The organism is Providencia rustigianii DSM 4541 (assembly GCF_000156395.1).
In the GTDB taxonomy this organism is placed as follows: Bacteria; Pseudomonadota; Gammaproteobacteria; order Enterobacterales; family Enterobacteriaceae; genus Providencia; species Providencia rustigianii.
This window is the reverse complement of the sequence record NZ_GG703818.1, coordinates 204287-230803: the sequence shown is the minus strand read 5'-3', so window position 1 is coordinate 230803 and position 26517 is coordinate 204287. Positions and strand designations below refer to the sequence as shown.

The 26517-nt window shown below is 45.2% G+C and carries 24 protein-coding genes; 8 read left to right on the top strand and 16 right to left on the bottom strand.

Features of this window, described 5'->3' with window-relative positions; translation table 11 throughout:
- Nucleotides 1–3 precede the first annotated feature (3 nt).
- Nucleotides 4–1533, top strand: coding sequence for a DHA2 family efflux MFS transporter permease subunit (locus PROVRUST_RS06155; protein ID WP_006813875.1), 1530 nt, complete (start codon nucleotides 4–6; stop codon nucleotides 1531–1533).
- A 60-nt stretch (nucleotides 1534–1593) separates the two neighbouring features.
- Here the strand turns inward: PROVRUST_RS06155 and paaY are convergent, their stop codons facing one another.
- The 13 genes from paaY to paaA all read right to left on the bottom strand — a co-directional run bounded on the left by paaY (nucleotide 1594) and on the right by paaA (nucleotide 13143).
- Entirely contained in the window at nucleotides 1594–2187 is a 594-nt protein-coding gene (gene paaY / locus PROVRUST_RS06150) for a phenylacetic acid degradation protein PaaY (protein WP_006813874.1), read from the bottom strand.
- A gap of 30 nt (nucleotides 2188–2217) precedes the next feature.
- On the bottom strand, nucleotides 2218–3159 hold the full coding sequence (gene paaX / locus PROVRUST_RS06145; protein ID WP_006813873.1) for a phenylacetic acid degradation operon negative regulatory protein PaaX: 942 nt from the start codon (nucleotides 3157–3159) through the stop codon (nucleotides 2218–2220).
- A 153-nt stretch (nucleotides 3160–3312) separates the two neighbouring features.
- The gene (paaK, locus tag PROVRUST_RS06140) at nucleotides 3313–4626 is read right to left on the bottom strand and encodes a phenylacetate--CoA ligase PaaK (RefSeq protein ID WP_006813872.1); all 1314 of its coding nucleotides are present in this window, start codon (nucleotides 4624–4626) and stop codon (nucleotides 3313–3315) included.
- Nucleotides 4627–4745: 119 nt separating this feature from the next.
- On the bottom strand, nucleotides 4746–5948 hold the full coding sequence (gene pcaF, locus PROVRUST_RS06135) for a 3-oxoadipyl-CoA thiolase (protein WP_006813871.1): 1203 nt from the start codon (nucleotides 5946–5948) through the stop codon (nucleotides 4746–4748).
- A complete protein-coding gene (paaI, locus tag PROVRUST_RS06130; RefSeq protein ID WP_006813870.1) occupies nucleotides 5945–6385 on the bottom strand; it encodes a hydroxyphenylacetyl-CoA thioesterase PaaI in 441 nt (146 codons plus the stop codon). Before paaI ends, pcaF begins: the two co-directional genes overlap by 4 nt.
- A complete protein-coding gene (locus tag PROVRUST_RS06125) occupies nucleotides 6382–7950 on the bottom strand; it encodes a 3-hydroxyacyl-CoA dehydrogenase (RefSeq protein ID WP_006813869.1) in 1569 nt (522 codons plus the stop codon). The genes paaI and PROVRUST_RS06125 overlap by 4 nt, the downstream gene beginning before the upstream one ends.
- A 2-nt stretch (nucleotides 7951–7952) precedes the next feature.
- Complete coding sequence (paaG, locus tag PROVRUST_RS06120; RefSeq protein ID WP_006813868.1) at nucleotides 7953–8762, bottom strand: 2-(1,2-epoxy-1,2-dihydrophenyl)acetyl-CoA isomerase PaaG; 810 nt, start codon at nucleotides 8760–8762, stop codon at nucleotides 7953–7955.
- 2 nt (nucleotides 8763–8764) lie between these two features.
- Nucleotides 8765–9538, bottom strand: coding sequence for a 2,3-dehydroadipyl-CoA hydratase PaaF (paaF, locus tag PROVRUST_RS06115; RefSeq protein WP_039854909.1), 774 nt, complete (start codon nucleotides 9536–9538; stop codon nucleotides 8765–8767).
- Nucleotides 9539–9549: 11 nt separating this feature from the next.
- The gene (gene paaE / locus PROVRUST_RS06110; RefSeq protein WP_039854630.1) at nucleotides 9550–10605 is read right to left on the bottom strand and encodes a 1,2-phenylacetyl-CoA epoxidase subunit PaaE; all 1056 of its coding nucleotides are present in this window, start codon (nucleotides 10603–10605) and stop codon (nucleotides 9550–9552) included.
- A 10-nt stretch (nucleotides 10606–10615) separates the two neighbouring features.
- The gene (gene paaD / locus PROVRUST_RS06105) at nucleotides 10616–11116 is read right to left on the bottom strand and encodes a 1,2-phenylacetyl-CoA epoxidase subunit PaaD (RefSeq protein WP_039854628.1); all 501 of its coding nucleotides are present in this window, start codon (nucleotides 11114–11116) and stop codon (nucleotides 10616–10618) included.
- 5 nt (nucleotides 11117–11121) lie between these two features.
- Nucleotides 11122–11880 (bottom strand): 1,2-phenylacetyl-CoA epoxidase subunit PaaC, encoded by a 759-nt coding sequence (paaC, locus tag PROVRUST_RS06100; RefSeq protein WP_039854626.1) that lies wholly within the window; start codon nucleotides 11878–11880, stop codon nucleotides 11122–11124.
- A gap of 10 nt (nucleotides 11881–11890) precedes the next feature.
- Nucleotides 11891–12178, bottom strand: a complete 288-nt coding sequence (gene paaB / locus PROVRUST_RS06095; RefSeq protein ID WP_006813863.1) for a 1,2-phenylacetyl-CoA epoxidase subunit PaaB — start codon at nucleotides 12176–12178, stop codon at nucleotides 11891–11893.
- 26 nt (nucleotides 12179–12204) lie between these two features.
- On the bottom strand, nucleotides 12205–13143 hold the full coding sequence (paaA, locus tag PROVRUST_RS06090) for a 1,2-phenylacetyl-CoA epoxidase subunit PaaA (RefSeq protein ID WP_006813862.1): 939 nt from the start codon (nucleotides 13141–13143) through the stop codon (nucleotides 12205–12207).
- Nucleotides 13144–13468: 325 nt separating this feature from the next.
- Here paaA and paaZ point away from each other — a divergent pair, with 325 nt between their 5' ends.
- The 3 genes from paaZ to PROVRUST_RS06075 all read left to right on the top strand — a co-directional run bounded on the left by paaZ (nucleotide 13469) and on the right by PROVRUST_RS06075 (nucleotide 16201).
- A complete protein-coding gene (gene paaZ, locus PROVRUST_RS06085) occupies nucleotides 13469–15529 on the top strand; it encodes a phenylacetic acid degradation bifunctional protein PaaZ (protein WP_039854622.1) in 2061 nt (686 codons plus the stop codon).
- A gap of 143 nt (nucleotides 15530–15672) precedes the next feature.
- The gene (locus PROVRUST_RS06080; RefSeq protein ID WP_039854619.1) at nucleotides 15673–15915 is read left to right on the top strand and encodes a type II toxin-antitoxin system ParD family antitoxin; all 243 of its coding nucleotides are present in this window, start codon (nucleotides 15673–15675) and stop codon (nucleotides 15913–15915) included.
- Nucleotides 15908–16201, top strand: coding sequence for a type II toxin-antitoxin system RelE/ParE family toxin (locus PROVRUST_RS06075; RefSeq protein WP_006813859.1), 294 nt, complete (start codon nucleotides 15908–15910; stop codon nucleotides 16199–16201). Before PROVRUST_RS06080 ends, PROVRUST_RS06075 begins: the two co-directional genes overlap by 8 nt.
- A 59-nt stretch (nucleotides 16202–16260) precedes the next feature.
- Here PROVRUST_RS06075 and PROVRUST_RS06070 read toward each other — a convergent pair whose 3' ends face one another.
- Nucleotides 16261–16572 carry a monooxygenase gene (locus PROVRUST_RS06070; protein WP_006813858.1) on the bottom strand — a complete coding sequence of 104 codons (312 nt, stop codon included), beginning with the start codon at nucleotides 16570–16572 and terminating at the stop codon, nucleotides 16261–16263.
- Nucleotides 16573–16736: 164 nt separating this feature from the next.
- On the opposite strand from PROVRUST_RS06070, the gene PROVRUST_RS06065 reads away from it, so the two are divergent.
- From PROVRUST_RS06065 to PROVRUST_RS06055, 3 genes are all read left to right on the top strand, one after another.
- Nucleotides 16737–18329: a lipase family alpha/beta hydrolase gene (locus PROVRUST_RS06065; protein ID WP_006813857.1), complete on the top strand. Its 1593-nt coding sequence runs from the start codon at nucleotides 16737–16739 to the stop codon at nucleotides 18327–18329.
- 142 nt (nucleotides 18330–18471) lie between these two features.
- Nucleotides 18472–19551, top strand: a complete 1080-nt coding sequence (locus tag PROVRUST_RS06060) for a T6SS immunity protein Tli4 family protein (protein ID WP_006813855.1) — start codon at nucleotides 18472–18474, stop codon at nucleotides 19549–19551.
- Nucleotides 19552–19738: 187 nt separating this feature from the next.
- Nucleotides 19739–20809 (top strand): T6SS immunity protein Tli4 family protein, encoded by a 1071-nt coding sequence (locus PROVRUST_RS06055; RefSeq protein WP_006813854.1) that lies wholly within the window; start codon nucleotides 19739–19741, stop codon nucleotides 20807–20809.
- A 215-nt stretch (nucleotides 20810–21024) separates the two neighbouring features.
- On the opposite strand, the gene phrB is transcribed toward PROVRUST_RS06055, so the two are convergent.
- Both phrB and proP read right to left on the bottom strand, forming a co-directional pair.
- Nucleotides 21025–22461, bottom strand: coding sequence for a deoxyribodipyrimidine photo-lyase (phrB, locus tag PROVRUST_RS06050; protein ID WP_006813853.1), 1437 nt, complete (start codon nucleotides 22459–22461; stop codon nucleotides 21025–21027).
- Between the two features lie 20 nt (nucleotides 22462–22481).
- Complete coding sequence (gene proP, locus PROVRUST_RS06045; protein WP_006813852.1) at nucleotides 22482–23984, bottom strand: glycine betaine/L-proline transporter ProP; 1503 nt, start codon at nucleotides 23982–23984, stop codon at nucleotides 22482–22484.
- A gap of 770 nt (nucleotides 23985–24754) precedes the next feature.
- Here proP and poxB point away from each other — a divergent pair.
- On the top strand, nucleotides 24755–26479 hold the full coding sequence (gene poxB / locus PROVRUST_RS06040) for a ubiquinone-dependent pyruvate dehydrogenase (RefSeq protein WP_006813851.1): 1725 nt from the start codon (nucleotides 24755–24757) through the stop codon (nucleotides 26477–26479).
- Nucleotides 26480–26517 lie beyond the last annotated feature (38 nt).

The following is a 26517-nucleotide window of genomic DNA, read 5'->3' as shown; positions in this document are numbered from 1 at the left end:
CCCATGGCAGAGATTAAACCGCTCAAAGGGGCTAAATTAGTGTGGGCAACCATCGCGTTGTCCCTCGCCACATTTATGCAGGTACTCGATTCAACGATTGCCAACGTGGCTATCCCGACAATTGCGGGTAACTTAGGTGTTTCGGTATCCCAAGGAACGTGGGTTATCACCTCGTTTGGGGTATCGAATGCCATTTCTATTGCGATTTCGGGCTTTCTTGCGAAACGCTTTGGGGAGATAAGGGTCTTCCTGTGGGCTACTGCGCTATTTACGCTATTTTCATTACTGTGTGGTTTTTCCGACAGCCTCGGCATGCTGATTTTATGTCGCGTGTTGCAAGGTGCGGTTGCAGGTCCGGTTATCCCGCTCTCACAGAGCCTGATCATGCGCTGTTATCCACCTAAAATGCAGAACATGGCGTTGGCATTTTGGTCGATGACCATTATTTTAGCCCCTGTTTTTGGTCCTATTTTCGGCGGTTATATCAGCGATAATTTCCATTGGAGCTGGATCTTCTTTATGAATATCCCTCTGGGGATCTTCGTGATCATTGTGGGCTCGATCATTCTTAAAGGCATGGAGTCGACCGTTGTTAAAGTGCCATTTAACGTGATCGGTTTAGCGCTGTTATCTGTGGGTGTAGGTTGCTTGCAAGTATTGCTGGATAAAGGAAAAGAGTTGGGCTGGTTAGCATCCAATGAAATCGTCATCCTTGCGGTGGTCTCTGCGATTGCGCTGGTCTTTATGGTTATTTGGGAACTCACCTCTAAAAATCCGATTGTGGAGCTATCGCTGTTTAAGTCACGGAATTTTACTATCGGAACCATTTCCGTCAGCTTGGCCTATATGGCGTATTTTGGTGCGATAGTTTTGTTGCCTCAGCTATTGCAGGAGGTATATGGCTATACAGCGACATGGGCAGGATTGGCATTAGCGCCAATCGGATTGCTACCCGTGTTGTTCTCGGCACCAGTGGCGAAACTGTCTGACTTCTTAGATATCCGCTGGATAGTCACCTTCAGTTTCGTATTCTATGCCATCTGTTTCTTCTGGCGCGCTTATACCTTCGAACCTTCAATGGGCTTTTCAGCCGTGGTGTGGCCGCAATTGGTGCAGGGGATGGCGGTGGCGTGTTTCTTTATGCCGCTCACAACGCTCACCTTATCGGGGCTCCCTCCCGAAAAACTGGCTTCTGCATCCAGCTTAGCTAACTTTTTCCGGACATTGGCGGGTTCAATTGGCACGTCAATCACCACCACGATGTGGAGCGATCGGGAAGCAGTCCATCATAGTCAGCTCACTGAGTTTATTACTGATTACAATCCGGAATCTCTGGACATGTACCAAGGAATGGCCGCCCACGGGATGACCACGGAACAAACATCCGGTTTCATTGCTCAGCAAATTACCAGCCAAGGGTTGATTATTGCGGCAAACGAAATCTTCTGGTTATGCGGTTGGGTGTTTATTGCGCTGATTGTGACGGTATGGTTTGCGAAACCACCTTTTGGCAGTAAGGCGAACAAGCACTAAGATAAATAGGCGCGTGAGAAGTTAGCACGCGCTTACTTTTTTATGGATTATGAGGGAAATTTATAATCTGGATTTTGGGATCACATCCTCGAAGATCAGTTTTTTACGATCCGCTTCCTCTTCTGCCAATGGGGTCACTTCTTGAAAACTATTGAGGCAGCGAGTTACCAGCGTTTGGTAGTCTTCAGTTCCTTTACTTTTCCACGCAATTTCTTGTTCCGATAGGCTGCGCAACACTTTGGCAGGTGTGCCGACAATCAAACTGTTATCGGGGAAAATAGCATCGGCTTTCACAAAGGCACAGGCACCAACAATCGAATTTTCGCCAATCACCGCGCCATCCATCACCACGCTATTCATGCCCACTAACGCATTGCGCTTAATATGGCAGCCGTGCAAAATCGCGCCATGACCAATATGCCCATTTTCTTCAATTACCGTGTCAAATTGCGGAAAACCGTGCATCACACAGTTATCTTGCACATTGGCGCCATCTTTAATAATTAAGCGTCCAAAATCCCCACGTAGGCTGGCATTAGGACCGATGTAGACATTCTTGCCAATAATGACGTCGCCAATGATAACGGCGGTAGGGTGTACAAAGCTTTCAGGGCTAACAACAGGGGTGATCCCATCAATCTGATAAAACGGCATACAGACTCCTTTAATGCCAACAGGCAAAGATTATGCGGCAGAAAGCTCTTTCAAAACCCCGCCAAAACGTCGGTAATAAGCGCTCGAGGGTTGAGGAAGTTCGCCAAAAGTGGTCTCACATATTTGTGTGACGTACTGCGTAGCACCTTGGTCGATACGTTGATAAATATTGGTACACAGGTGACGAGCGATATGCCCCTCCCATTGGGTGGGTAACAACTCATCCGGCAGTAATGGGTCTTTTAACACGACGCGGCGATAAAAATGGATCAACAATAGACGCAACTGGAAGCACAGCTCTGGCGAAATGACTTGCTCGGAATACTCTTTTAGTAACAAGGCCACGGGACGGAATAAGGTAATAAACTGATGGTAATGCTCGGAAATATCGGGCAGTGACCATGCATCAAAGACGAGGGATTTTAGATTTTTTTCGGAACGGTTAAAGGGATAATCTGCATGGAAATAGACAACATTTTCTGCGGCATTTAATTCACTCAAAAGTGCAGGAATATCGCTTTGATTACTGTTAGGCGCTGCCATTAATGAGGTATTAAATTGCCCAAATCCCAGCCAACTTAACTCTTTTTTGAGGCGGATTTTTTCGTCTTTATCGGCACTTTCCAATAACAGTAAATCCCATTTTCCATTCCATTCAGATTGCTCGCTTAAATAAATTTTGCTTTCAGCGCGGCGAAAACGGCTCTGTCCTCGTTCAGAAATTCGGTAATAGCTGCGACGCCCAATTTTTTCGACATCTAACCAGCCCTCTTTTTGTAGACGGAAAACGGAGGTGCGCACAAAACGGTCTGAAAAGCCCATTGGCTCAAGTAATTTAGTGAGGCTGCCTAACCAGACTTCTCCGCCACGATGATGCAGGGCATCGCCATATAAGGAGCTAATCAATGAGGTGCCACTGATCGGCTGGCTCTCAATGGCGTGCTGAATAAACTGATTGAGCTTGGTTTCCATTATTCGCTTATCCCTAAAATTAATGTATCAGATGCCCACAAATCTTAGACAAAAATTAGACGATTGTCTTGTACTTGCTAAATAGCGTATGGTGCACTGAGTGGAAACCGGATTTAAGACAGGCTGTTGCCAGCCATATCTTAATCTTTTGATTTAAATTGCAATTCGCGTATCAATTACGCGTTGAGCTTTCCCTTGGGAGCGAGGAATATCACCGCAGTTCATAATACTGACGCGGGTACTGATCCCGACCATGGATTTGATACGGTGTTTGAGGTTATGGCAGATATTACAGCGTTCATCGAACGTCAATTGTTCCGGATGCTTCAATTCCACACGTACCGACAAGTTATCCATATTCCCTTGGCGACCAATTTCCAACTGGTAGTGGGGAGATAACTCTTTGAATTGCATGATTTGCTCTTCAATTTGAGAGGGAAATACGTTGACCCCACGGATAATCATCATATCGTCAGAGCGACCGGTGATTTTCCCGATACTGCGCATATGACGATGACTGCCTAAATTCAGGTGCGTTAAATCGCGAGTTCGGTAGCGAATAACGGGCATAGCCTCCTTTGTGAGAGTAGTGAACACTAACTCACCATGTTCACCATCCCCCAAGGTTTTCAGGCTATTGGGGCAGATAATTTCGGGATAAAAATGGTCTTCCCAGATAGTGGGGCCTGAGCACCCTGAATCCGCACATTCCATGGCAACGCCGGGCCCCATGACCTCCGAAAGCCCATAAATATCCAATGCTTTGATACCTAAGCGAGTTTCAATTTCTGTTCTCAGGGATTCAGTCCAAGGCTCAGCCCCAAACACGCCTAATCTCAGTGAGCACTTACTAGCGTCTCCGCCCATGATTTTCTCGAGCTCATCGATAATTGTTAAACAATATGAGGGGGTGACCATGATGATATCAGGCTTAAAGTCAGCAATCAGTTGCGCTTGTTTTTCGGTTTGCCCACCGGACATGGGGATCACTGCTGCGCCAAGACGCTCCGCACCATAATGGGCGCCAAGTCCGCCCGTAAACAGCCCGTAACCGTAGGCGACATGGATTTTATCTCCTCGAGTTGCTCCCGCTGAACGTAGGCTACGAGCGATTAAATCTGCCCAATTATCAATGTCTTGTTGGGTATAGCCAACAACAGTTGGGCGACCTGTTGTTCCCGATGAGGCATGGATGCGAATAATTTTATCCATCGGCACGGCAAAGGTGTCGAACGGGTAGTTTTCACGCAAATCTTGTTTGGTGGTATAGGGAAATTTTTCAATATCACTCAGTTGCTGAAAATCGTCAGGATGAACCCCAGCATCGTCGAATTTCTTGCGATACATCGGCACATTTTCATAGGCGTGAGTAAGTGTCCACTTCATTCTAGCGAGTTGCAGCGCCTCGATTTCATCGCGAGAAGCAAACTCGATTGCGTCGATATTGTCTTGTTGTGTCATGCTCATAATTGCCAGTCCTCGTTATTATAGTTACCAGCACATTTAGGGAATGAAGCGATTAAATGCGTTGATATTTGCCTGTACAGGTGTCGAGCTATCAGGCTTTTTTATATTGGTTAAGATGTTCAGACTCGTTCAATAATCATTGCAATGCCTTGACCCACACCGATGCACATGGTGCATAAACCGTAGCGACCTTGTTTGCGGTGTAGCTCATTGACGGCGGAGATCACTAAGCGTGACCCACTCATTCCCAGAGGATGACCCAAGGCGATTGCGCCACCATTGGGGTTAACCTGTGGTGCGTCATCAGGAAGACCTAACCCACGTAATACCGCGAGTGCTTGAGCGGCAAAGGCTTCATTTAACTCAATCACATCCATTTGTTCGATGGTTAACCCTGCGATTTTTAATACTTTTTGAGTGGCAGGTAGTGGACCAATTCCCATCAAACGTGGCTCGACGCCACAAGTTGCCGTCGCGATGACCCGAGCACGTGGCGTTAGCCCTTGCTGCTTGGCGATGGCTTTTGATGCGATAATTAATGCGGCAGCACCATCATTGACCCCTGAAGCATTGCCGGCAGTCACGGAACCATTATCACGAAAAGGCGTTTTCAGTTTTTGTAGCTGTTCTTGGGTAGTTTCTGGGCGTGGGTGCTCATCTTCACTAATCTGTTGCTCACTTTTGCGCAATTTCACCGTAACGGGAACAATCTCTTCCGCAAAAATCCCTTTTACCCGCGCAGCCTCAGTACGCTGCTGGCTCCGCAATGCAAAAGCATCTTGGTCTTCACGGCTAATATTGTAGGTTTGCGCAACATTTTCCGCCGTTTCCGGCATGGAGTCGGTGGAAAATTGTTTCTTCATTTCGGGATTAATAAACCGCCAGCCAATGGTGGTATCGAAAATTTCTGCCTGACGGGAAAATGCTGAATCTTGTTTTCCCATCACAAACGGCGCGCGGCTCATGGACTCCACGCCTCCCGCCACCATTAACCCAGACTCTCCCGCTTTGATACTTCTGGCAGCAAGTGCAATAGCATCTAAGCCTGAGCCACACAGACGGTTGATGGTGGTACCTGATACAGAGATGGGTAAGCCAGATAGTAGCCCCGCCATGCGTGCCACATTACGGTTATCTTCCCCTGCTTGGTTGGCACAGCCGAGAATAATGTCATCGGTCAGGCTCCAATCCAGTTGTGGGTTTCGTGCCATTAAGGCTTTTAAGGTGATCGCCGACAGGTCATCGGGGCGAAGGGAGGATAATGCACCGCCATAGCGACCAATTGGGGTACGAATACCATCGCAGATATAAGCGTCATTCATGATTGTTCTCCAACTAAACGATGACCTAAACGGTGTGAACGCCCTTGAAATAACGCCAACGGCTTGCCATCTTGATTGACAATTTCCACGGCATATAATCCGTTGCGCTTACCTTGGTGCTGCATTTTTGCGGTTGCGGTGAGGGTATCCCCTTCAAAACCTGGACGCAGAAAATCAATGGAACACATGGAAGCTACCGCCGCATAACCTTGGCTATTACAGGCGTAAGCAAAGGCGGTATCTGCCAAACTAAACAGTTGCCCGCCATGGCAGGTTTTATGACCGTTGAGCATATTGGCGGTCACGCTCATGGTGAGTTGCGCATATCCCTCAGCAACCTCGTCAATGTGCATGCCCATGGCTTTTGCACAGGTATCATCGCGATACATGGCATGTGCCGCTTGTTGGGCGAGGGTAATAGTCGGCAGTGAATTCATGGCAACTCCTTGAATGATAAAGTGGCATAGCCCGCAGCGAGCTTTCGTAATAGCGGATTTGGGCGATAGCGAGCATCCCCATAAAACTCGCTGAGTTGTTGAAGTACCTGCAAAATAGACTCCCAACCCACTTGGGCTCCCCATGCCAAAGGTCCTTTAGGGTAATTCACGCCAAAACGCATGGCATTGTCCGTATCCTCGGCGGTTGCAATGCCTTTATTCACCACGTCCAACGCTTCGTTACACAGCATGGCAACCGTGCGCATGGTCAGTAATGCCGGATAATCTGGCAATACAATCACTTGCTTCCCAATAGATTGGAAAAACGCGATAGCATCTTGGTTCTGTTGGTGGCTATTTTGGGTAGCGCAACTGAGGGTGATAGTCGTTGCCGCAACATAATCCGCCGATAGGTCAAATTGCACGACGGGCTTACCTAAAATTTGCGCATGTTTAGAAGTTAGTTCACCATTTGTTAACATAATAACAACCCCGTTAACAATCAGTGAGGGTGATTGGAACGTATTTTGTTTTGGTTCTTCGAGTGTGATCCCGTTTTGCTGCAAAATGCGTTTAAATTCTGGAAATATTTGCCAATTTCCAGAGGCAATAATATTCAGTGGGTGGGTTAATGTAATGGGTGGCTCAGCATTGGGTTTTGATTGGGATTTATTGTGATCGTAATGATTATCCGGTTGATACCGATAAAATCCACGCCCCGATTTACGCCCTAAATGCCCCGCTTGCACCAATTCTAATTGCACCAATGAGGTTTGAAAGCGTGGGTCATAGCCAAAAGCGTGAAAGACGGATTGGGTTACTGAGTAATTAATGTCATGACCAATTAAATCCGTGAGCTGCAACGGTCCCATGGAAAAGCCCCCCGCATCACGGATGGCACTGTCCAGCGTCGCGGGATTGGCAATTTTTTCTTCTAATGCGCGTAAGGTTTCCGCGTAGAAAGGGCGCGCCACGCGGTTAACAATAAATCCGGGTGTCGAACGGCAAATCACGGGCACCTTGTTAAAAGATAGGGCGAGTGCTTTTAGGGTATCGATAACCACGTCAGCCGTTTCTAAACCACGGATCACCTCCACCAGTTTCATTACCGGAGCCGGATTAAAAAAGTGTAATCCGGCCATGCGCTCTGGATGAATTAATTGGTTAGCAATCGCGGTAATCGATAATGAGGAGGTATTACTAGCAAAAATCGTATTTTCACGACAAATGGCCTCAAGTTCACCGAAAATAGCTTGTTTAATTTCCAGTTTCTCAGCGACCGCTTCGATAACCAAATCAGCGGCTGACAATTCAGATAAGTGATGGGCAACCTGAATACGGGCAAGGGTCGCTTCTGTTGTATGGGATTCCGCTTTTCCTTGGCTGACGCGTTTGCGTAAACGTGCAGAGAGCGCCGCTAAAGATTGCTGCAACACGTGCGAATTTACATCAAAAATTTGTACTTGCAGACCTGCGCTGGCAGCCACTTGCGCAATGCCTATGCCCATGGTACCTGCGCCAATCACAGCGACATTTTGTATCGATGTGCTGAGTGAAGTTTTCATGGTTATTTTCCTTGAAACTTCGGTTCGCGCTTATTTAAGAAAGCGCCCACACCTTCGCGATAATCGTGACTGCGACCTGCTAAGCGTTGTAAATCTCGCTCAAGATCCAGCTGTTCATCAAGGGTATTGGTGGCAGCGCGATGAATGGCTTTTTTAATCAGACCTAACCCATAAGTTGGTTGAGTGGCAAGGTGCTGAGCGAGGGAGTCCACGGTTTGAGTCAGTTGGTCATTGTCGGTGACTTGCCAAATCATCCCCCACTGTAAAGCTTGCTCAGCGCTAATTTTGTCCCCTAACATAGCCATACCCATCGCTCGGGCTTGCCCGACTAAATGGGGTAAAAACCAGCTGCCACCAGAATCGGGAACCAATCCAAGTCGGCAAAAAGATTGAATAAAACTGGCGTTTTTGGCGGCAATCACAATGTCTCCAGCAAGGGCAATCGCGGCTCCGGCTCCTGCGGCAACACCATTAACGGCACAAATAATCGGCTTGGGTAGCGCGGTTAATCGGCGGATCAATGGGTTATAGTAAGTTTCGACAGAAAAACCGAGATCAGGTGTTGCAGATCCCACGGCAACATTGCGATCGTTAAGATCTTGTCCCGCACAAAATCCGCGACCCGCGCCGGTGATCACGAGGCAGCGCACCGTTTCATCCCGTTCGGCAATTTTGAGGGCATCACTCAGTTGGCGGTGCATTTCATCATTAAAGCTATTGAGCCTATCAGGGCGATTCAACGTGATGGTGAGCACGCCATTTTCCTGTGCAGTAAGGATCATCTCTTCGGTGATCACGGTGTCATTTATCATGATTAGCGTCCTGTAAACTGGGGAGATCGTTTTTCGAAAAAGGCGTTGATCCCCTCTTGGCGATCGTCCGTTCCGGCAAGAGCGACAAAATATTGGCGCTCTAGTTTCAAGCCTTCAGTAAGGTGAGTTTCTTGCCCATTGATTAACGCGGCTTTGGCGGCGTTGACTGCCAGTGGAGCGTGACTGGCAATGCGTTTGGCAATAGTTTGCGCACGTTCGAGGACTAACTCGTCCACGCACACTTCACTGACCAGCCCTACGCGTAAGGCTTGTTTGGCATCAATGGGTTCACCTGTCAGCACCATTTGCATAGCCAATGACTTACCGACGGTGCGAATCAGACGCTGAGTACCGCCTGCTCCGGGGATCAAACCCAAGGTAATTTCAGGCAGACCAAAACGCGCGGATTCCCCCGCGATAATCATGTCGCTGGCGAGCAGTAATTCAAACCCAGCACCTAATGCATAGCCGTTGGCTGCACCAATAATCGGCTTAGTAATCTGTGAGAAACGGCGCCAGACTTGCGGGCGTTTATCGGTGATGGCACTGGCGACCGTTTGTTGCTGAAGTTCTTTAAGATCAGCCCCCGCTGCAAAAAAACGTGGGTTACCCGTGATCACAATCGCCCCAATATTTGGGTCTTCTTGGGCGCGTTCTAAATGTTTAACTAGCTGCTCTAAGCACGGGGTGCTCAGGGCGTTGCGTACCTCTGGGCGATTAAGGGTGAGTGTCAGAACGCGGTTTTGTTGTTGGGATAAAATCCAATTATTTTCCATGGTTTCCATCCTTAAACGTCAAAATCCAGCACCACACCATCGCCTTTTGGCCATGCTTGGCAACTGAGAATATAGCCATCGGCTATCTGGTCAGGTTCAAGGCTGTAATTCACCCCCATTTCCACTTCTCCTGAACGCAATTTGCATTTACAGGTTGCGCAAACGCCGCCTTTGCAGGCATAGGGCAAATCGGCTCCTTGGCGTAAGGCGGCATCGAGAATGCTGTCATCTTGGCTATCCATACTGATGTCCAAAGTACGTCCATCAAGGTGAATACTGACTTGGCGGCTTTCGCTGGTGGCATGAGTCGGTTTGAATTTTGCACCAGAGGTATTAAAGCGCTCGGTATGGACACGCTCTTGGGGCATGCCTTGGTGAATTAACGTCTCTTGAGCTTCATCCATCATGGACTCAGGACCGCAAATAAAAGCGCGATCAAATTGACTAAAGTTCAAGAGAGATTCCCCTAACGCTTTGAGTTGCTTGGCATCAATGCGTCCACTGAGTAGCTCGCTTTCTTGGGGTTCTTGACTGAATAGATACAGAACTTGGAAACGGGCGGCAAAACGGTTTTTTAAATCCGCAATGGCTTCTTTAAACATCACGGTACGGCTATTGCGGTTTCCATAAATCAACACAAAGCGGCTTTTCGGCTCAATGTGTAGGGTGGCTTTAATGATGGATAGAAGTGGCGTGATCCCCGAGCCTGCCGCAATCCCGAGGTAATGGGCAGCATGGTGGCTATCGGGTTGATAACCAAATTGCCCTTGGGGGATCATGACCTCCAAATTATCCCCAACATTGAGCTGCTGGTTGATAAAGTTGGAAAAACGCCCCTCATAGATGGCTTTGACCCCAATTTTTAACGTTGCTTCATCGGGAGCGCTACAAATGGAGTAGCAACGGCGTAAATCTTCCCCATTAACTGAAGCTTTTAACGTGAGATGCTGGCCTGGGCGGTAACGGTATTGCTCCCGCAAGGTTTCAGGAATATTGAAGGTGACAGCAACCGCATCTGGCGTATCACGTTCGATGGCGGCAATACTTAAACGGTGAAATACAGTCATGAGCGTGCCCTTAAATACATTTAAAATAATCAAAAGGTTCTAAGCATTCAGTGCAGCGATACAGCGCTTTGCAGGCTGTTGAGCCAAATTCACTAATTTTTTCAGTGTGTTGGCTATCACAACGTGGGCAGCAGATAGCACCCGTATGCTCAGGATGTTCGCAGGCGGTAGCTTGCGGTGGCGCAATGCCAAATTCCCGCAAGCGTCTTTTGGCATCTTGATTCATCCAATCGGTGGTCCACGCGGGGGTCAGTACCACTTCCACATCCACATTTTGAAATCCTGCACTATCAAGAACAGTTTTGATTTCATTGATTAAAAACTCGGTGGCGGGGCAGCCGGAATAGGTCGGGGTAAATCCCACCTGCCAGCCTTGCTCCGTCGGCACAACATGGCGAACCATACCCAGATCGGTGATGGAAAGAGCGGGCAACTCCGGATCTGGAATTTGGTGCAGTTGTTGCCAGATTTGGTGAATATCGGGGGCTTGAAGTTGCATTCTCTGTTCCATCTTCATCACCATTGGCTATTAGGGTAAGCGCGCTGCACAAATTGCAGTTGAGTTAAAATCAGACCTAAGTGCTCGGTATGGCTACCTTGTTTGCCACCTAAGCGGTAGGCTGCTTGTTCTGGCAAAGTGAGAGTGGCTTCTTCCAAGGTTTCTGTGACGGTTTGTAGCCAAATATCGCGTAAGGCTCGTGGGTCGACAGCAATTCCCGCTTCGCTCAGATCAATCTCAATCTCGTCCCCATGAAATAATTCCCCAGTGAAGCGCCATAGACGGTGAATAGATTGCTGAATTTTTTGCTGACTTTGTGCCGTACCATCCCCTAAACGAACCATCCAATTACGGCTAAAACGTAGATGATATAGGGCTTCTTTTAAGGATTTTTCGGCGATAGCGGCGAGTTGTGGGTCGCGGCTTTGGGTTAATGCGCTATACAGTGGAACGTGGTAGGCATCGATAAAAAACTGACGGACTAACGTATCGTTAAATCCCCCATTGGGTTGTTCTACGAGCAATAAATTACTGAATTCACGCTCATCTCGCAGGTAAGCTAGCTTATCTTCGTTGCAACCAGCGCCTTTGAGTTCGGCGGCATAGCTGAGAAAGTTGCGCGCTTGACCGAGTAAATCTAATCCAATGTTGGAGAGAGCAAGGTCAATTTCGATTTCGGGTGCATGGCCGCACCATTCACACAAGCGCTGGGCGAGAATTAACGGCGTATCCCCGAGACGTAAAACATAATGTTGGAGCTGCTGTTGCTGATTCATTCCGTGCTCCTTACATGTTTTTGATGCCATCAGGGATGGTGTAAAAAGTAGGATGGCGGTACACCTTGGTATCCGCAGGGTCGAAAAATTGGCTCTTTTCATCGGGTTGGGAGGCCACTAAATGTGCCGCTTTTACCACCCAAATCGAGCAACCTTCACTACGACGGGTATAAGCATCACGGGCATTTTCCAGCGCCATTTGATCATCTGCCGCATGCAGGCTGCCTACGTGGCGATGGGCTAAACCTTGTTTGCTACGCACAAATACTTCATACAATGGCCAGTCTTGATTGCTCATGGTGTATTCCTTTTTATTTCGTGTGGTTAGGCGGCGGATTTCATCGCTTGTTGTTTATGGCTGTGCGCCATGGCACCTTCGCGAACCCAAGCGCCGTCTTCCCAGCCTTTACGCTTGGCCTCTAAGCGTTCTTGGTTACAAATGCCCTGACCTCTAATCACTTGAAAAAGTTCTTCCCAGTCAATCTCACCAAAACGGTAATGCCCGAGTTGCTCATCCCACTGTAAGTCAGGGTCTGGGATAGTCATGCCGAGGGCTTCCACTTGCGGCACGGTGTTATCCACAAATTTCTGACGTAGTTCGTCGTTACTAAAACGTTTGATTTTCCACGCCATGCTTTGGGCGCTATGGGGGGAATCGGAGTCGTTGGGACCGAACATCATCAGTACCGGCCACCAGAAGCGGTTAATGGCATCTTGCAGCATGGCTTTTTGCTCATCAGTGCCTTGCGCGAGCACCATCACGGCTTCATAACCTTGGCGCTGGTGGAAACTTTCTTCTTTACAGATTTTCACCATTGCACGGGCATAGGGGCCATATGAAGCTCGGCAGAGGGCGACTTGGTTAACGATGGCGGCACCATCGACAAGCCAGCCAATTACACCAATATCAGCCCAGTTCAGGGTCGGGTAGTTGAAGATGGAGGAGTATTTCATTTTTTCATCCAGCATCTTTTGGTAGAGGTCTTGGCGAGTGCATCCCAAGGTTTCTGCGGCGCTGTACAGATACAAACCATGTCCCGCTTCATCCTGAATTTTAGCGAGCAGTACGGCTTTACGGCGTAAAGTTGGCGCACGAGTGAGCCAGTTGGCTTCCGGTAACATGCCAATCACTTCAGAGTGTGCATGTTGCCCAATCTGGCGGATCAGGTTTTGTCTATAGGCATCGGGCATCCAGTCCTTGGGCTCGATGGAAATATCGGCTTCGATTTTGGCCTCGAAGAGTGCCTGATTTTGCTCGCTCATTGATCTCTTCCATTAAAATGATTCAAAAAAATATTTTAAATATAAAAATATGAAACACATTTATTTAACATTAATGCTAGGAATAGTTAACAATAAGATCAATGCCATTTGTGTGGTTTTTGCGATTACCATCACAGTGATTTTATTTTAATTGTTAAATATCAATAAATTAAATTATTCATATTTTGTGTGGTTTTGACGGTAATCGTATTTATAACGGCAAAATGTTTTTTATTTGTTAAATTTAGATTGGCATCTATGATTGGATATATGATACATATTTGTTATCAAAATAAGTTATTGTCGTTTTTCTGGAGAGGGAAATATGCAACATTTAACGAGTTATATAATGGGGAAGTGGGTCAATGGCGCTGGTGAGGGACGCAAAATCTATCATGCGCTGACCAACGAAGCGTTGTATTCCGTCACAACGGAAGGACTGCCATTAGCCAAGAGCCTGCAATATGGTCGTGAAATCGGTGGGGAAGCATTAGCCAACCAAACGTTCCAGCAACGTGGGGAAATGATTAAGGCATTGGCAAAATATCTCTTAGCCCATAAGGATGAGTTATATGCAATTTCTGCACAAACCGGCGCGACAAAAGCAGATAGTTGGGTCGATATTGAGGGGGGAATTGGGACGTTGTTCGCCTATGCGGGGTTAGCCAGCCGTGAGCTGCCTGATGACACTGTTTGGTCAGAAGATGAAATGATCCCGCTCTCTAAACAAGGGCAATTTATTGCGCGCCATATTTTAACGTCTCGCCGTGGTGTTGCTTTGCATATCAATGCATTCAACTTTCCCTGTTGGGGAATGTTGGAAAAACTCGCACCAACGTGGTTGGCGGGAATGCCTGCTATCATCAAGCCCGCGACGGCATCCGCTCAAGTCACCCAAGCTATGGTGAAATTGATGGTGGACAGTGGGTTGGTTCCCGAAGGGGCAATCCAATTAATCTGCGGTGGAGTCGGGGATATGTTTGACCACCTCGATTTTGAAGATGTAGTGACCTTTACAGGCTCGGCAGGGACAGGGCAAAAGCTAAAATCCCATCCGCGTATTCATCAAAAATCCGTTCCGTTCACCATGGAAGCCGACTCACTGAACTGTGCGATTTTGGGTAGCGACGTTCTACCTGAAAGCCCAGAGTTTGCTTTATTTATCAAAGAAATTGCCCGTGAAATGACCGCGAAAGCAGGGCAAAAATGTACCGCAATTCGCCGGATTATCGTGCCAAAATCTCAGTTGGAAAATGTGAAACACGCGCTACTGAAACGCTTATCTGGCGTGACCATGGGCGATCCTGCGGTGGATGGCGTGCGTATGGGGGCGCTGATTAATTTAGAACAGCGCCAAGATGTGCAAGAAAAAGTGGATTATTTGCGAGCAAATGGCTGTGAGTTGCTGTGCGGTGGTAGTTTCACCAACTTACAAGTGATGGGGGCAGATAGCCAAAATGGGGCATTTTATCCGCCTACATTACTGTATTGCGCACAACCATTTATCCACCAAGCAGTGCATGAAACGGAGGCGTTTGGTCCGGTTGCCACTTTGATGAGCTATGACTCATTAGAGCAGGCGGTGCAGCTGGCAATTCTCGGTGGAGGTAGTTTGGCTGGAACGTTAGTCACCGCAGATAGCCAAGTGGCACAATCGGTGATCCGCGCTAGCGCTCGCGCGCACGGTCGAATGTTAATTTTGAATGAAGCGGCAGCGGCAGAGTCGACGGGGCATGGCTCTCCATTGCCGATGTTGGTGCATGGTGGACCGGGGCGTGCGGGTGGTGGGGAGGAATTAGGTGGTTTAAGAGCTGTAAAACACTATATGCAGCGCACCGCTATCCAAGGCAGCCCATCCATGTTAACCGCCATCAGCAAACAGTGGATGCGCGGAGCCGATACCGTTGCCGATGTGGTGCATCCGTTCCGCAAATATTTTGAAGATTTGGTGATCGGTGACACGCTGCTCACCGCTAGACGCACCGTGACTGAGGCGGATATTGTGAATTTTGCCTGTCTCAGTGGTGATAATTTCTATGTTCATGTGGATAAACTCGGTGCTGAGCAGTCGATGTTTGGCGAGCGTATTGCCCACGGTTATTTTGTGGTATCCGCGGCCGCTGGGTTATTTGTGGATGCGGGCGTCGGTCCGGTGATCGCTAACTATGGTATGGAAAATCTGCGTTTTATTGAACCCGTAAAAATTGGTGACACTATCCAAGTGCGTTTAACGTGCAAGAAAACCATCAAAAAAGTGCAGAAAAAAGCCGAAGATAAGCCCAATGGGGTTGTGGAATGGGATGTTCAGGTGTTTAACCAGCGCAATGAAGTGGTGGCATTGTACAGTATTTTAACGCTGGTGGAACGTCGCCACGGGGATTTTTAATGGGGTAAGAGAGGGGGAAATCCCTCTCTATTTCAGTCGGTTATTTCTGGATAAATTGCGCTTGGTTGAGCTGGCTAGCAGTAAAATAAATTCGTTGCTATAGTTGTATGACAGAGTAATACAAAGTAATGGTAGGTGAGTTTATGGCTAGGGTAACCAGTGTGACATTGGGCGAGCATTTCAACCGTTTTATTGGTGACATGATCCAGTCGGGGCGTTATGGCAATACGTCAGAAGTGATCAGAGATGCATTACGTATGCTGGAAGAAAGAGAGCAACGTATTGAATATGTACGTAAAATGGTATTGGATGGGCTAAATTCTCCCGAGAGTGAAAGTAGCATGGATGATATTTTTGCCAGAGCTGAAAAGGACTTAAATGTATAAAATCTCTAAGGTTGCTGAAGAGGATATTTATCAAATTGCTCATTACACCATACGGCAGTTTGGTGTAAATCAAGCCAAAAAGTATCATCATGAATTGAAAAAAACGTTCGAGTTATTAGCCGCTTCCCCATGGATAGGCAGAGAGTGCCATTGGGTATATGAGGGAATGAGGCGTTTTGAATTTAAAAAACATTCTATTTATTACATGCCACAGACCCCATTTATTTTTATTTCCCGCGTTATTCATCAATCTGTGGATGTTGATGAATTCGATTTTATCGAATAAACCTCGGTATTTTTAAATGGGGTAAGAGAGAGTAAAAAAACGCCCTCTCTATTTGAATGCTATTTCTGGATAAATTGTGCTTGGTTGAGCTGGCTGAGGGCAGTATTCACGCTAAAAATTTGTCCACTCACTTCAGGTACACCAAAGGATTTGAGTCGAGCGCTGTGCATTTCAAGGTAGGCTTGCGCATCCGTTTGGTTTGCAAATAAGTAAATCCCACCGGCACGCTGAGTTTGCTGGTTTTCCGTCCAAATTTTCCAAATAAACCCCGGCTCTTGGTTGATGGACTGCGCCAGTCCATCCATTGCAGCCGTCATCTCGTCACCCCACGGTCCTTGGTATGGGAAATCCACCTGTAAAATTACTTGCATCACTGCCTCCTATGGTTGTTGTTTAACTATCATACCCAGTAAATAGTTTTAAACAGTGATCAATTTGGGGGAATGTCATATAAAAATCTGTCCGATAATCCTAATGCAGTTCTTTAATATTTAGGTTATGTTGGCCTACATAACCTAAATTATAAGGATGTGATATGAATCAGGATGAGCAAAATGAAAATATCCAACATAGTTTTTGTAAATTTGATGAGAAGAAACAAGTTTCTTGGGAATGTACAAGGCAACATCGATCACAAAATGCTAAAGCTTACCTCCATTTACCTTCAATCAAAGTTGTTCCCGTAATTTTTTTACCTGGGATCATGGGGTCTAACTTACGGAGTAAGAAAGATAAAAAATCAATCTGGCGCATTCGAACGAATAAGCTTGGAATGGCGATGGATGCTTTTGGTTGGCTTTTGACTTCCGGCAATAAACGGAAAAAATTACTCGCCCCTGAAGCCACAGAAACAGATTCGACCCAAGATGTCGATAATAACGATAATGAATCGACTTATTTTGCGAATTCTCGGCAAAAACGTGGCTGGGGAAGTGTTTTACAATTTTCGTATGCCGAGCCTCTCGACAAATTACAGAAAGAATTGCTGATATGGGAAGATTATTATAACAAGGCAAAAAGTAATGGAATTGGCTCTGCGGATGAGGCGGCTGAATATTTTGCGGGTAATGGTTCGGACTCTATTTTTCAGCATATTTTAGGCAAAAAATTGTCTCCGGATGATACAAACCCGCTTTCGATTGATGAAGCAGGCAAATATCGCCGCTTGCTACTCCCTCTTCACGCTTTTGGCTATAACTGGCTACAAGACAACGCTCAGTCTGCGCAAGACCTCGCCAAATATATTGATGATGTTTTAAATCTATATCGGACGAAAAAGAATGGGGATATTGGACATGGACTGGCGTTTGAAGAAGGGCATGAAAAGGTCATTCTGGTAACGCATTCTATGGGCGGATTGGTGGCGCGTTATGCCTCCGAATTATTAGATACGCCATACAGAGATAAAATCCTTGGGATAGTTCATGGTGTGATGCCAGATTTAGGTTCTCCAACAGCCTACAAAATGATGAAAATAGGGGAGCATTCTTTTCCTATGGGGCTAGTGCTTGGCATGAGTGCAACACGCTTAATGTCGGTATTGGCTCAGTCACCAGCACCTTTACAACTTTTACCTTCGTCGAAATATAACCATGGTCAGCCGTGGTTACGGATTGAAAAAGGTAGCGCTGATGGCGTGACGGATTTGTTGTTACCGCAGAATGGTGATCCGTTTAACGAAATTTACCTCAAGGAAAAAATATGGTGGCAGATGTATGAACCGGATATTTTAGATAAAAAGCAATTTACTATTGATGATAACTTTAGTGCTTATAAAAATATTATTAGATATATAGTCAAACCATTTATGACAAAAATGGACAGTGCTTATCATGATAACACTTACCAATTTTATGGGGCGTATTTTGATGCGAATGACTCGAAAGATTCTCGCCGTTCAGATGAAACGTTGACATGGAAATTACGGGATAAGACCTCGTGGCTATGGGTGTCTGATGACAGTCGAGCAACGGAGGCGTATGGCGATAAACGGGAGTATACGTTACTTAAATCCAGTTTTAAGTGGAAGAATACTTCATCGAGGGATTATGAGGGGGGGCCGGTGATGGCACCGTGCCTAAATACGCCATCAATTTACAGGCTAAAGGTCGATTTAAAGAAATTTTAGAAATGAACGTTGACCATCAAAACGCGTATCAATTTCCACCCATGAAAGGGGATGGTAGTTATGGCGATGGAGACTTGTCCCCGGCGATAAAATTTACCTTGCGCTCCTTATGCCGAATCTTGCAAACGGATGAGGTTAAACCATGATAAGAAATAAATTTATTGTTTTTTTAGGTTTAGTTTTATTGAGCGCCTTAGTGGCGTGCTCTGTACCCAATAAAACCTATTCACGCCCGCTTAATGAAAAGGATTCCGCTGTGATTAATTCTCTGTTTGATGATGCCCCAACCTATTGCTTAGGTCGCTATACGTTTAATTATCCGAAAGCGTTAACACAAGAACTTTCATCGGTGATTACCATTGATGATATGACGATTGAAAGTCAGTTTATTTACCCACCTTCGTTTAAACAACGCATTGAATTACGGGAAGAAGAATTAAAAAAACAGCGCGTGAGTGAGGAGTCAGATGGGCCCTTTTTGAAAGATATTGTGCGATTAGATAACGGGGTCATTTTTGAAAGAAATGAAAGCTATGCTTATCCTGATGTCCTTCGTTTATTAGAAGCTCATGTCTACATTGATAATGTAGCTTTTATTATTAAATCAAAGACTAAAGATGTTTCTAGCTCTAAATATAAAGATGAACAGTTAGAGTACGATGAAAAAAACAAACCATATACGAATAAACCCCAAAAGCTAGCCGCTATGCGATCGTTGATTTCTCGCTTACACGGTCGCCCAAAAAATGAAATTCCGACCGAAAAAGGAATTTGCATTCCTTATGGCTTTATTCAGGATGATGGAAATCCGCACCAAGAAGAAATCTCGATGGTTTTTGAAAACCCTCAATTTTATTGGGCGGTTGATATGGATAACACGATAGAAAGCGAAAAAGAAAGCATGCTGGATAGAGCTGATGAAATAAAGTCTGTTCTCTCTCAATATGGCGGTAAAACCTTACGGAAAGGAAAAACACAATTCAATAATGTGGCGGGTGAGGAGTGGCTAACGTTAGGTCGAGACCCCCGTTATGATAACCAATCCGATAAATTTTATTATTTTCAATATTATGCGAATGAAAAAAATATTGGCTATCTACATCCTTCCGTTAGCATACTGATGCATTCATCGAGTAAGGTTGTTCATTATAGCGACGAGCAAATGGTTGAAATTTGGGACCGTATATTGCAATCCTTTAAACTTCGCCCGAACGCGTATTAAGGTTAATGGCGCAATGAACGGAGCGTCATTGCGCCAGTTATGTATCTTTCCTTGAGCCATAGCCTATTTATTGGCTGACGGAACCTATTGATAGATTGGTGTTTATAGACGAGTCAGCGCATTAACCCACGTGAAGGTTTGTGGGGGCAGTGACGCACAGAAGTAGGGATGAGGTAAAAGTAATCGCATGAAAAAACAGATAATTATCGTGTCATTGGGAGCCTTATTGCTCATGGTGTTAACCGCCTGTTCAGTCGTAAACCGTTCTTATTCTTACACACTCAATGAACAAGATTCCGCTGTGATTAATTCTCTGTTTGATGATGCGCCGAGCTACTGTTTAGGTCGCTATACGTTTAATTATCCGAAAGCGTTAACACAAGAACTTTCATCGGTGATTACCATTGATGATATGACGATTGAAAGTCAGTTTATTTACCCGCCTTCGTTTAAACAACGCATTGAGTTACGAGAAGAAGAATTAAAAAAACAGCGCGTGAGTGAGGAATCAGATGGACCCTTTTTGAAAGATATTGTGCGATTAGATAACGGGGTTATTTTTGAAAGAAATGAAAGCTATGCTTATCCTGATGTCCTTCGTTTATTAGAAGCTCATGTCTACATTGATAATGTGGCTTTTATTATTAAATCAAAGATTAAAGATGTTTCTAGCTCTAAATATAAAGATGAACAGCTAGAGTACGATGAGAAAAACAAACCATATACGAATAAATTCCAAAAACTAGCCGCTATGCGATCGTTGATTTCTCGCTTACACGGTCGCCCAAAAAATGAAATTCCGACCGAAAAAGGGATGTGTATTCCTTACGGTTTTATTCAGGATGATGGAAGTGACCACAAATATAAATTGTCCATGCTATTTAAAAACAGTCAATTTTCGTGGGCCATTGTGATGGACAATTTGTTGGGGAGTGAAGATGAAAGCTTGCTTGAGCGTTCATCCGAGATTAAGCCAGTTATGCGGCAGTTGGGTGCATCCACGTTGAAAAAAGGTCAAGTGCAATACAATATGATTGCCGGTGAAGAATGGCTAATTTCGGGTGAAGAAGATGGCGATAAAAAATACCGTTTTCAATACAATGCGAATGAAAAAAATGTCACTTACCTGAAACCTTTAGTGCTGATTTTGCTCCACAATTCAGGAATATTGACTGTGAAAGAGTATAGCGACGAGCAAATGGTTGAAATTTGGGATCGTGTATTGCAATCCTTTAAACTTCGCCCGAACGCGTATTAAGATTGATAGCGCAATGAACGGGGCATCATTGCACTTTAATATAAACATACTTAGTTTTCTTCTGGTTATATTCATTAATTACGAATATAGAGAAGCACAGTTTGTATGGCATAAAGGATAGAGCCTTATTGCGGAGGTATGACAATCCACTGATTTTTTAAAAGATAGTGGGGCTGGCGATTCATGAGTGAACTCTCCGGGGGCATCAATAAAATTTACCTTATTGTCATACTCCCCCGCTTCCCTGCCTCAAACGCTTCCAACGTATTCAGCCGCGCTTGTTTATGGTCGACAATCGGGGTTGGGTAGTTCAGAGTGACCTGATTAGATTCAGCCCATGTGTGGGGTTCGTGAATAAATTGCTCTGGAACATTTCGAAGTTCAGGCAGCCATTTGTGAATAAAGGTGCCTTGTGGGTCGAATTTCTTGCCCTGCGTGGTTGGGTTAAAAATACGAAACCACGGGGAAGCATCGACGCCAGTAGAGGCTGACCATTGCCAACCGCCATTATTGGCTGCCAATGTGCCATCAATTAACTGGCTGATAAAATAGTGCTCCCCTTTACGCCAATCAATCAGTAGGTCTTTCACCAAAAAACTCGCCACAATCATTCGCAGTCGGTTATGCATCCAACCCGTCTGATTAAGTTGGCGCATGGCTGCATCCACAATCGGGTAGCCTGTTTGTCCCGTTTTCCATGCGGTGAATGCGTCTTCATCAGGGTTCCATTGAATATGCTGAGTCCACTCAATAAATGGTTGATGACGACAAAGGCGAGGGAACGCGACCAATAAATGGCTGTAAAATTCACGCCAAACTAGCTCATTTAACCAACTAAACCCGCCACTGTCAGGGGAATCAAAAATATGTGGATTTTCAGCGAGTAACCGATTTACACACTGACGAGGTGAAAGAGTGCCAATGGCTAAATAAGGGGATAGCTGGCTGGTGCCATCAATGGAAGGAATGTCTCTATCTCGCTGATAGTCTTGTACTCTTTCACGACAAAATAATCTCAATTTTGCCAGTGCGGCCTGTTCTCCAGCAATAAACTGTGGCGCGATTTCTACCGGAGTATGTGGAAACAGTGGCTGAGAATTATCGATGATAATGGGCTCACTTCGTGGCTTGGGAGCGGGAAGTGAGCGGTAATCAGTCATCATTAATTGGCTGAGAAAGGCGCGACGAAATGGTGTATAAACCTGATACATTTCGCCTTTTTGTGTTTGAACTACACCAGGCGAAATTAAGACCGCATCATCATAAGAAAAAACGTTTAGGGATTGGGCATGTTGAGTAACCCATTGGTCACGTTGGCGCTCATTCAATTCATATTGCTGATTGAAAAACAGCGCCTTCACTTGCTGCTGCTTGGCATATTCTAATAGCCATTTCGCGGAATCTGCAAATGTCGAAACCGTGTGGCAAACCAGTGGGATGCCGCGTTCAGCAAGTGCGCGCTGTAGCTCAATAAGGTTTTGGTGCATAAACGTGATTTGCCTTGGCGAGACTCCGTGGCTAGCCCACTGATCGGGTGTTGCAATGAACACGCCGATTACTTGGGAATCAGAGTCCTGACAGGCAGAGGAAAGGGCTTTATTATCGGTGACTCGTAAGTCGCCGCGGAACCAAACAAGGTGACGTGCCGACATACCTTTCCTCTTAGTAATGGTTAATCTAATTTTGGATGCTGATTAATTAGCGATTGACGCTGTTTTTCCAGCTCACTAATTTGCTGTTCAATATCTTCAACTTTCTGCTCGATATTGTCAAAATGCTCGCTCAAAATTTCTTTCGCTTCAGCTCTATCCGAAGCAGCAGGTGTTGCACCACGTAATGGCTTATTGGCCGTTTCAGGCATACGTAAACCTGTATATAAACCAATGAAAGCAATCACGATCAGGTAGTAGGCTGGCATATAAAGGTCATTAGTTGATTCCACTAACCATGCAGCAACGGTTGGTGTTGCACCTGCGATAAGCACTGAAATATTAAAGGCGATGGCTAATGCACTATAACGAATATGTGTCGGGAAAATCGACGGTAAAATCGACGCCATAACCCCAGTAAAACAGTTGAGTAATACCGCTAAACCTAATAATCCAATGAAGATCAAGCCTACGGATCCGCTATTAATCATCATAAACGCGGGGTAAGCAAATAAAATCAGACCTACACTACCGATAATCACAAATGGGCGACGACCAATTTTATCGCTGGTTAAACCAATCAGTGGTTGAACAAATAGCATACCAATCATGATCGCAATAATAATTAACACACCGTGGTCGGTAGAATAGTTCAGGTTATGGGATAAATAGCTCGGCATATACGTCAGTAACATATAGTAAGTCACGTTTGTCGCGATCACTAAGCCGACACAAATCATCAAGCTTTTCCAATATTTAGAGACAACCTCACGAAATGAAACCTTCGGTGGGTTTTGGATATTGGCTTTATCTTGTTGTTCTAAACTTTCAATATGTTGTTGGAATGCAGGTGTTTCTTCTAAAGAGTGACGTAGATAGAGACCGATGATCCCTAATGGCAATGCTAAGAAGAAAGGAATTCTCCAGCCCCAATCGTGGAAGTTCGCTTCACCCACAATACTGGAAATCAGGACAACTACACCCGCACCCATGACGAAACCGGCGATAGAACCAAAGTCTAACCAGCTTCCCATAAATCCACGTTTACGGTCAGGAGAGTATTCAGCGACAAAGATGGCCGCACCGGAATATTCACCACCGACTGAGAAACCTTGAGCAAGCTTCGCAATCAATAATAAGATTGGTGCCCAAATACCGATAGTTTCGTAAGACGGGATCAAACCGATACAGAAGGTACTGACCGCCATGATAATTATCGTCATGGAGAGGACTTTTTGGCGACCATATTTATCACCGAGAACCCCGAAGACCAGTCCACCAAGGGGTCTGACCAAGAAAGGCACGGAGAATGTCGCTAACGCGGCAATCATCTGAACGCTCGGTGATGCGCCCGGAAAGAAGACTTGACCCAGTACATAGGCTAAAAAGCCGTAGACACCGAAATCAAACCACTCCATCGCATTACCCAGCGAAGCTGCGGTGATTGCTTTTTTCAATTTTCCATCATCAATGATTGTAATGTCGTTGATATTTAATGGCTTTTCTTTTTTCTTTCTGATTTTCATGGAACCATCCTCTTATTTGAATTTTTTGCCATATTGTTAGCAATATTTAAGATGTGGGTTTCCCGATCCGACTTGCTCGGACAATCTGCAAATAATGAAAGTTAGTATGGATAATTAAATGCAGTATCTAAACTAATAGAATGGAAATTTATTGCTTAAAAGCTTATTGGATAAGCTATATGAAATTTTTATAGCGAAGCATGTTAATGGGGGAATATTGATTTTTTGTGTTTTTAAAATAGAGCAAAAATATCACCTGTAGATAGTCAAATATGGATCCATTATACGATAATATCGACAAGATGTAAAATTTCGGTATTTTGTTTCGGTTTTGCCGGTATTTTAAGTGGGTAAATTTAGACAGTGTTAACTTTATTTATTTTTAGTTAATTTATTATATTTCAGTCTGTTATGTGACCATGCGCGTAATAAAAATTACGCTATGAAATATTTTGTTATTTTTATATATAAATATCGATAGATTGCCGATTTCAGAGCAAAAATATTAATTAAATAGAATGTTCTTTTTTGAAACGTGCTTGTCCTTTTACGACCTTGAATTTGTCCTGTTATTTCATTCTTCTTTCGATATTCACGGAGGAATATCTCGTTCTGATTTAGAATGAGTGTCACAAGTAGGAATGGGTAATTGATTTAGTTAGAATCCAAAGCATTCAACTGAATAAATATGAATATCAGCACTGGCTGCTAAATGCATCATTGTTATAGCGAATAAGCTAAATTTAATCTGACTTAAAAAGAGTGCCATTATGAAAAAACAGAGTATTGCATCATATGTTGCGAAAGTACTGGATAATGCCGGCGTTAAGCGTATCTGGGGTGTAACTGGGGACTCATTAAACGGTTTAACTGATAGCTTGCGTAAGCAAGGCGCGATTGAGTGGCTGGGGACTCGCCATGAGGAAGTCGCAGCGTTTGCCGCGGGTGCGGAAGCACAACTGACTGGTAATCTAGCTGTATGCGCAGGATCTTGTGGACCAGGAAATATGCACCTGATTAACGGGCTATATGATTGCCACCGTAACCGTGTACCTGTATTAGCCATTGCAGCCCATATTCCATCAAGCGAAATTGGCAGTAACTATTTCCAAGAAACTCATCCAACTGAACTGTTCCGCGAATGTAGCCATTATTGTGAAATGGTCACTAACCCTGAGCAAATTCAGCAGGTTTTGGGTATCGCAATGCGCAAAGCTATTTTGAACAAAGGTGTTTCAGTGGTGGTGATTCCGGGGGATATCGCATTAAAAGACGCTCCTGAATCGGCAAAAGAAACATGGTATCAACCACAAGCGCCATTGATCATGCCTCAGCGCTCTGAAATTGAAAAATTAGCTGAGGCCTTGAATCAATCTGAAAATATTACCCTATTTTGTGGTAATGGTTGCGCGGGTGCTCATGATGAAGTGATTAAGCTATCTGAAACCTTAAATGCGCCAGTGGTTCATGCATTACGCGGTAAAGAGCATATTGAGTGGGATAATCCAAATAGCGTGGGAATGACCGGCTTAATTGGTTTCTCATCGGGTTATCATGCGATGATGAATGCGGATACCGTGGTGCTGCTGGGAACGCAATTTCCTTATCGCCCGTTCTATCCAACCGATGCAAAAATCATTCAGATAGATATTAATGCTGGCAGCTTAGGTTCCCATTGTCACCTTGATATGGGGCTGATTGGCGATATTAAAGCTACGCTAACGGCATTACAGCCTCATTTACAAGCTAAACAGAATCGTCAACATCTGGATGGTGCACTGAAGCATTATGCTGAGGCGCGTAAAGGGTTAGATGATTTGGCTAAACCGGGGCATGAAGGTTTAATTCATCCACAGTATTTGGCAACCAAACTCAGTGAGTTGGCAAACGATGATGCTATCTTTACTTGCGACGTGGGAACGCCAACTGTATGGGCTGCTCGTTACCTGAAAATGAACGGTAAACGTCGCCTGATTGGTTCGTTTAACCACGGTTCGATGGCGAATGCGATGCCGCAAGCAATTGGTGCACAAGCCGTAGATAAAAGCCGTCAAGTTATTGCGATGTGTGGTGACGGTGGATTCAGCATGTTGATGGGAGACTTTATTTCTCTATCACAAATGAACCTGCCAGTTAAAATTATCATTCATAACAACGGCGTATTAGGTTTTGTTGCCATGGAAATGAAAGTGGCTGGCTTTATGACTGCGGGCACTGACTTACAAAATCCAAACTTTGCAGCAATTGCTAATGCCGCAGGAATTAAAGGCATTCGAGTTGAGAAGAGTGAAGATCTGGATAGCGCGCTGAAGGAAGCTTTTGCCCATGATGGCCCAGTAGTCGTGGATGTACTAACCGCGAAACAAGAGCTTTCTATGCCGCCAGAAATTGAAGCACAAGAAGCGAAAGGCTTTAGCTTATATATGCTGAAAGCGATTATGAGCGGTCGTGGTGATGAAGTCGTGCAGTTAGTGAAAACCAACTGGCTACGTTAATCACTGCCATTAATTGTGAGATATATACCCCAATTCGG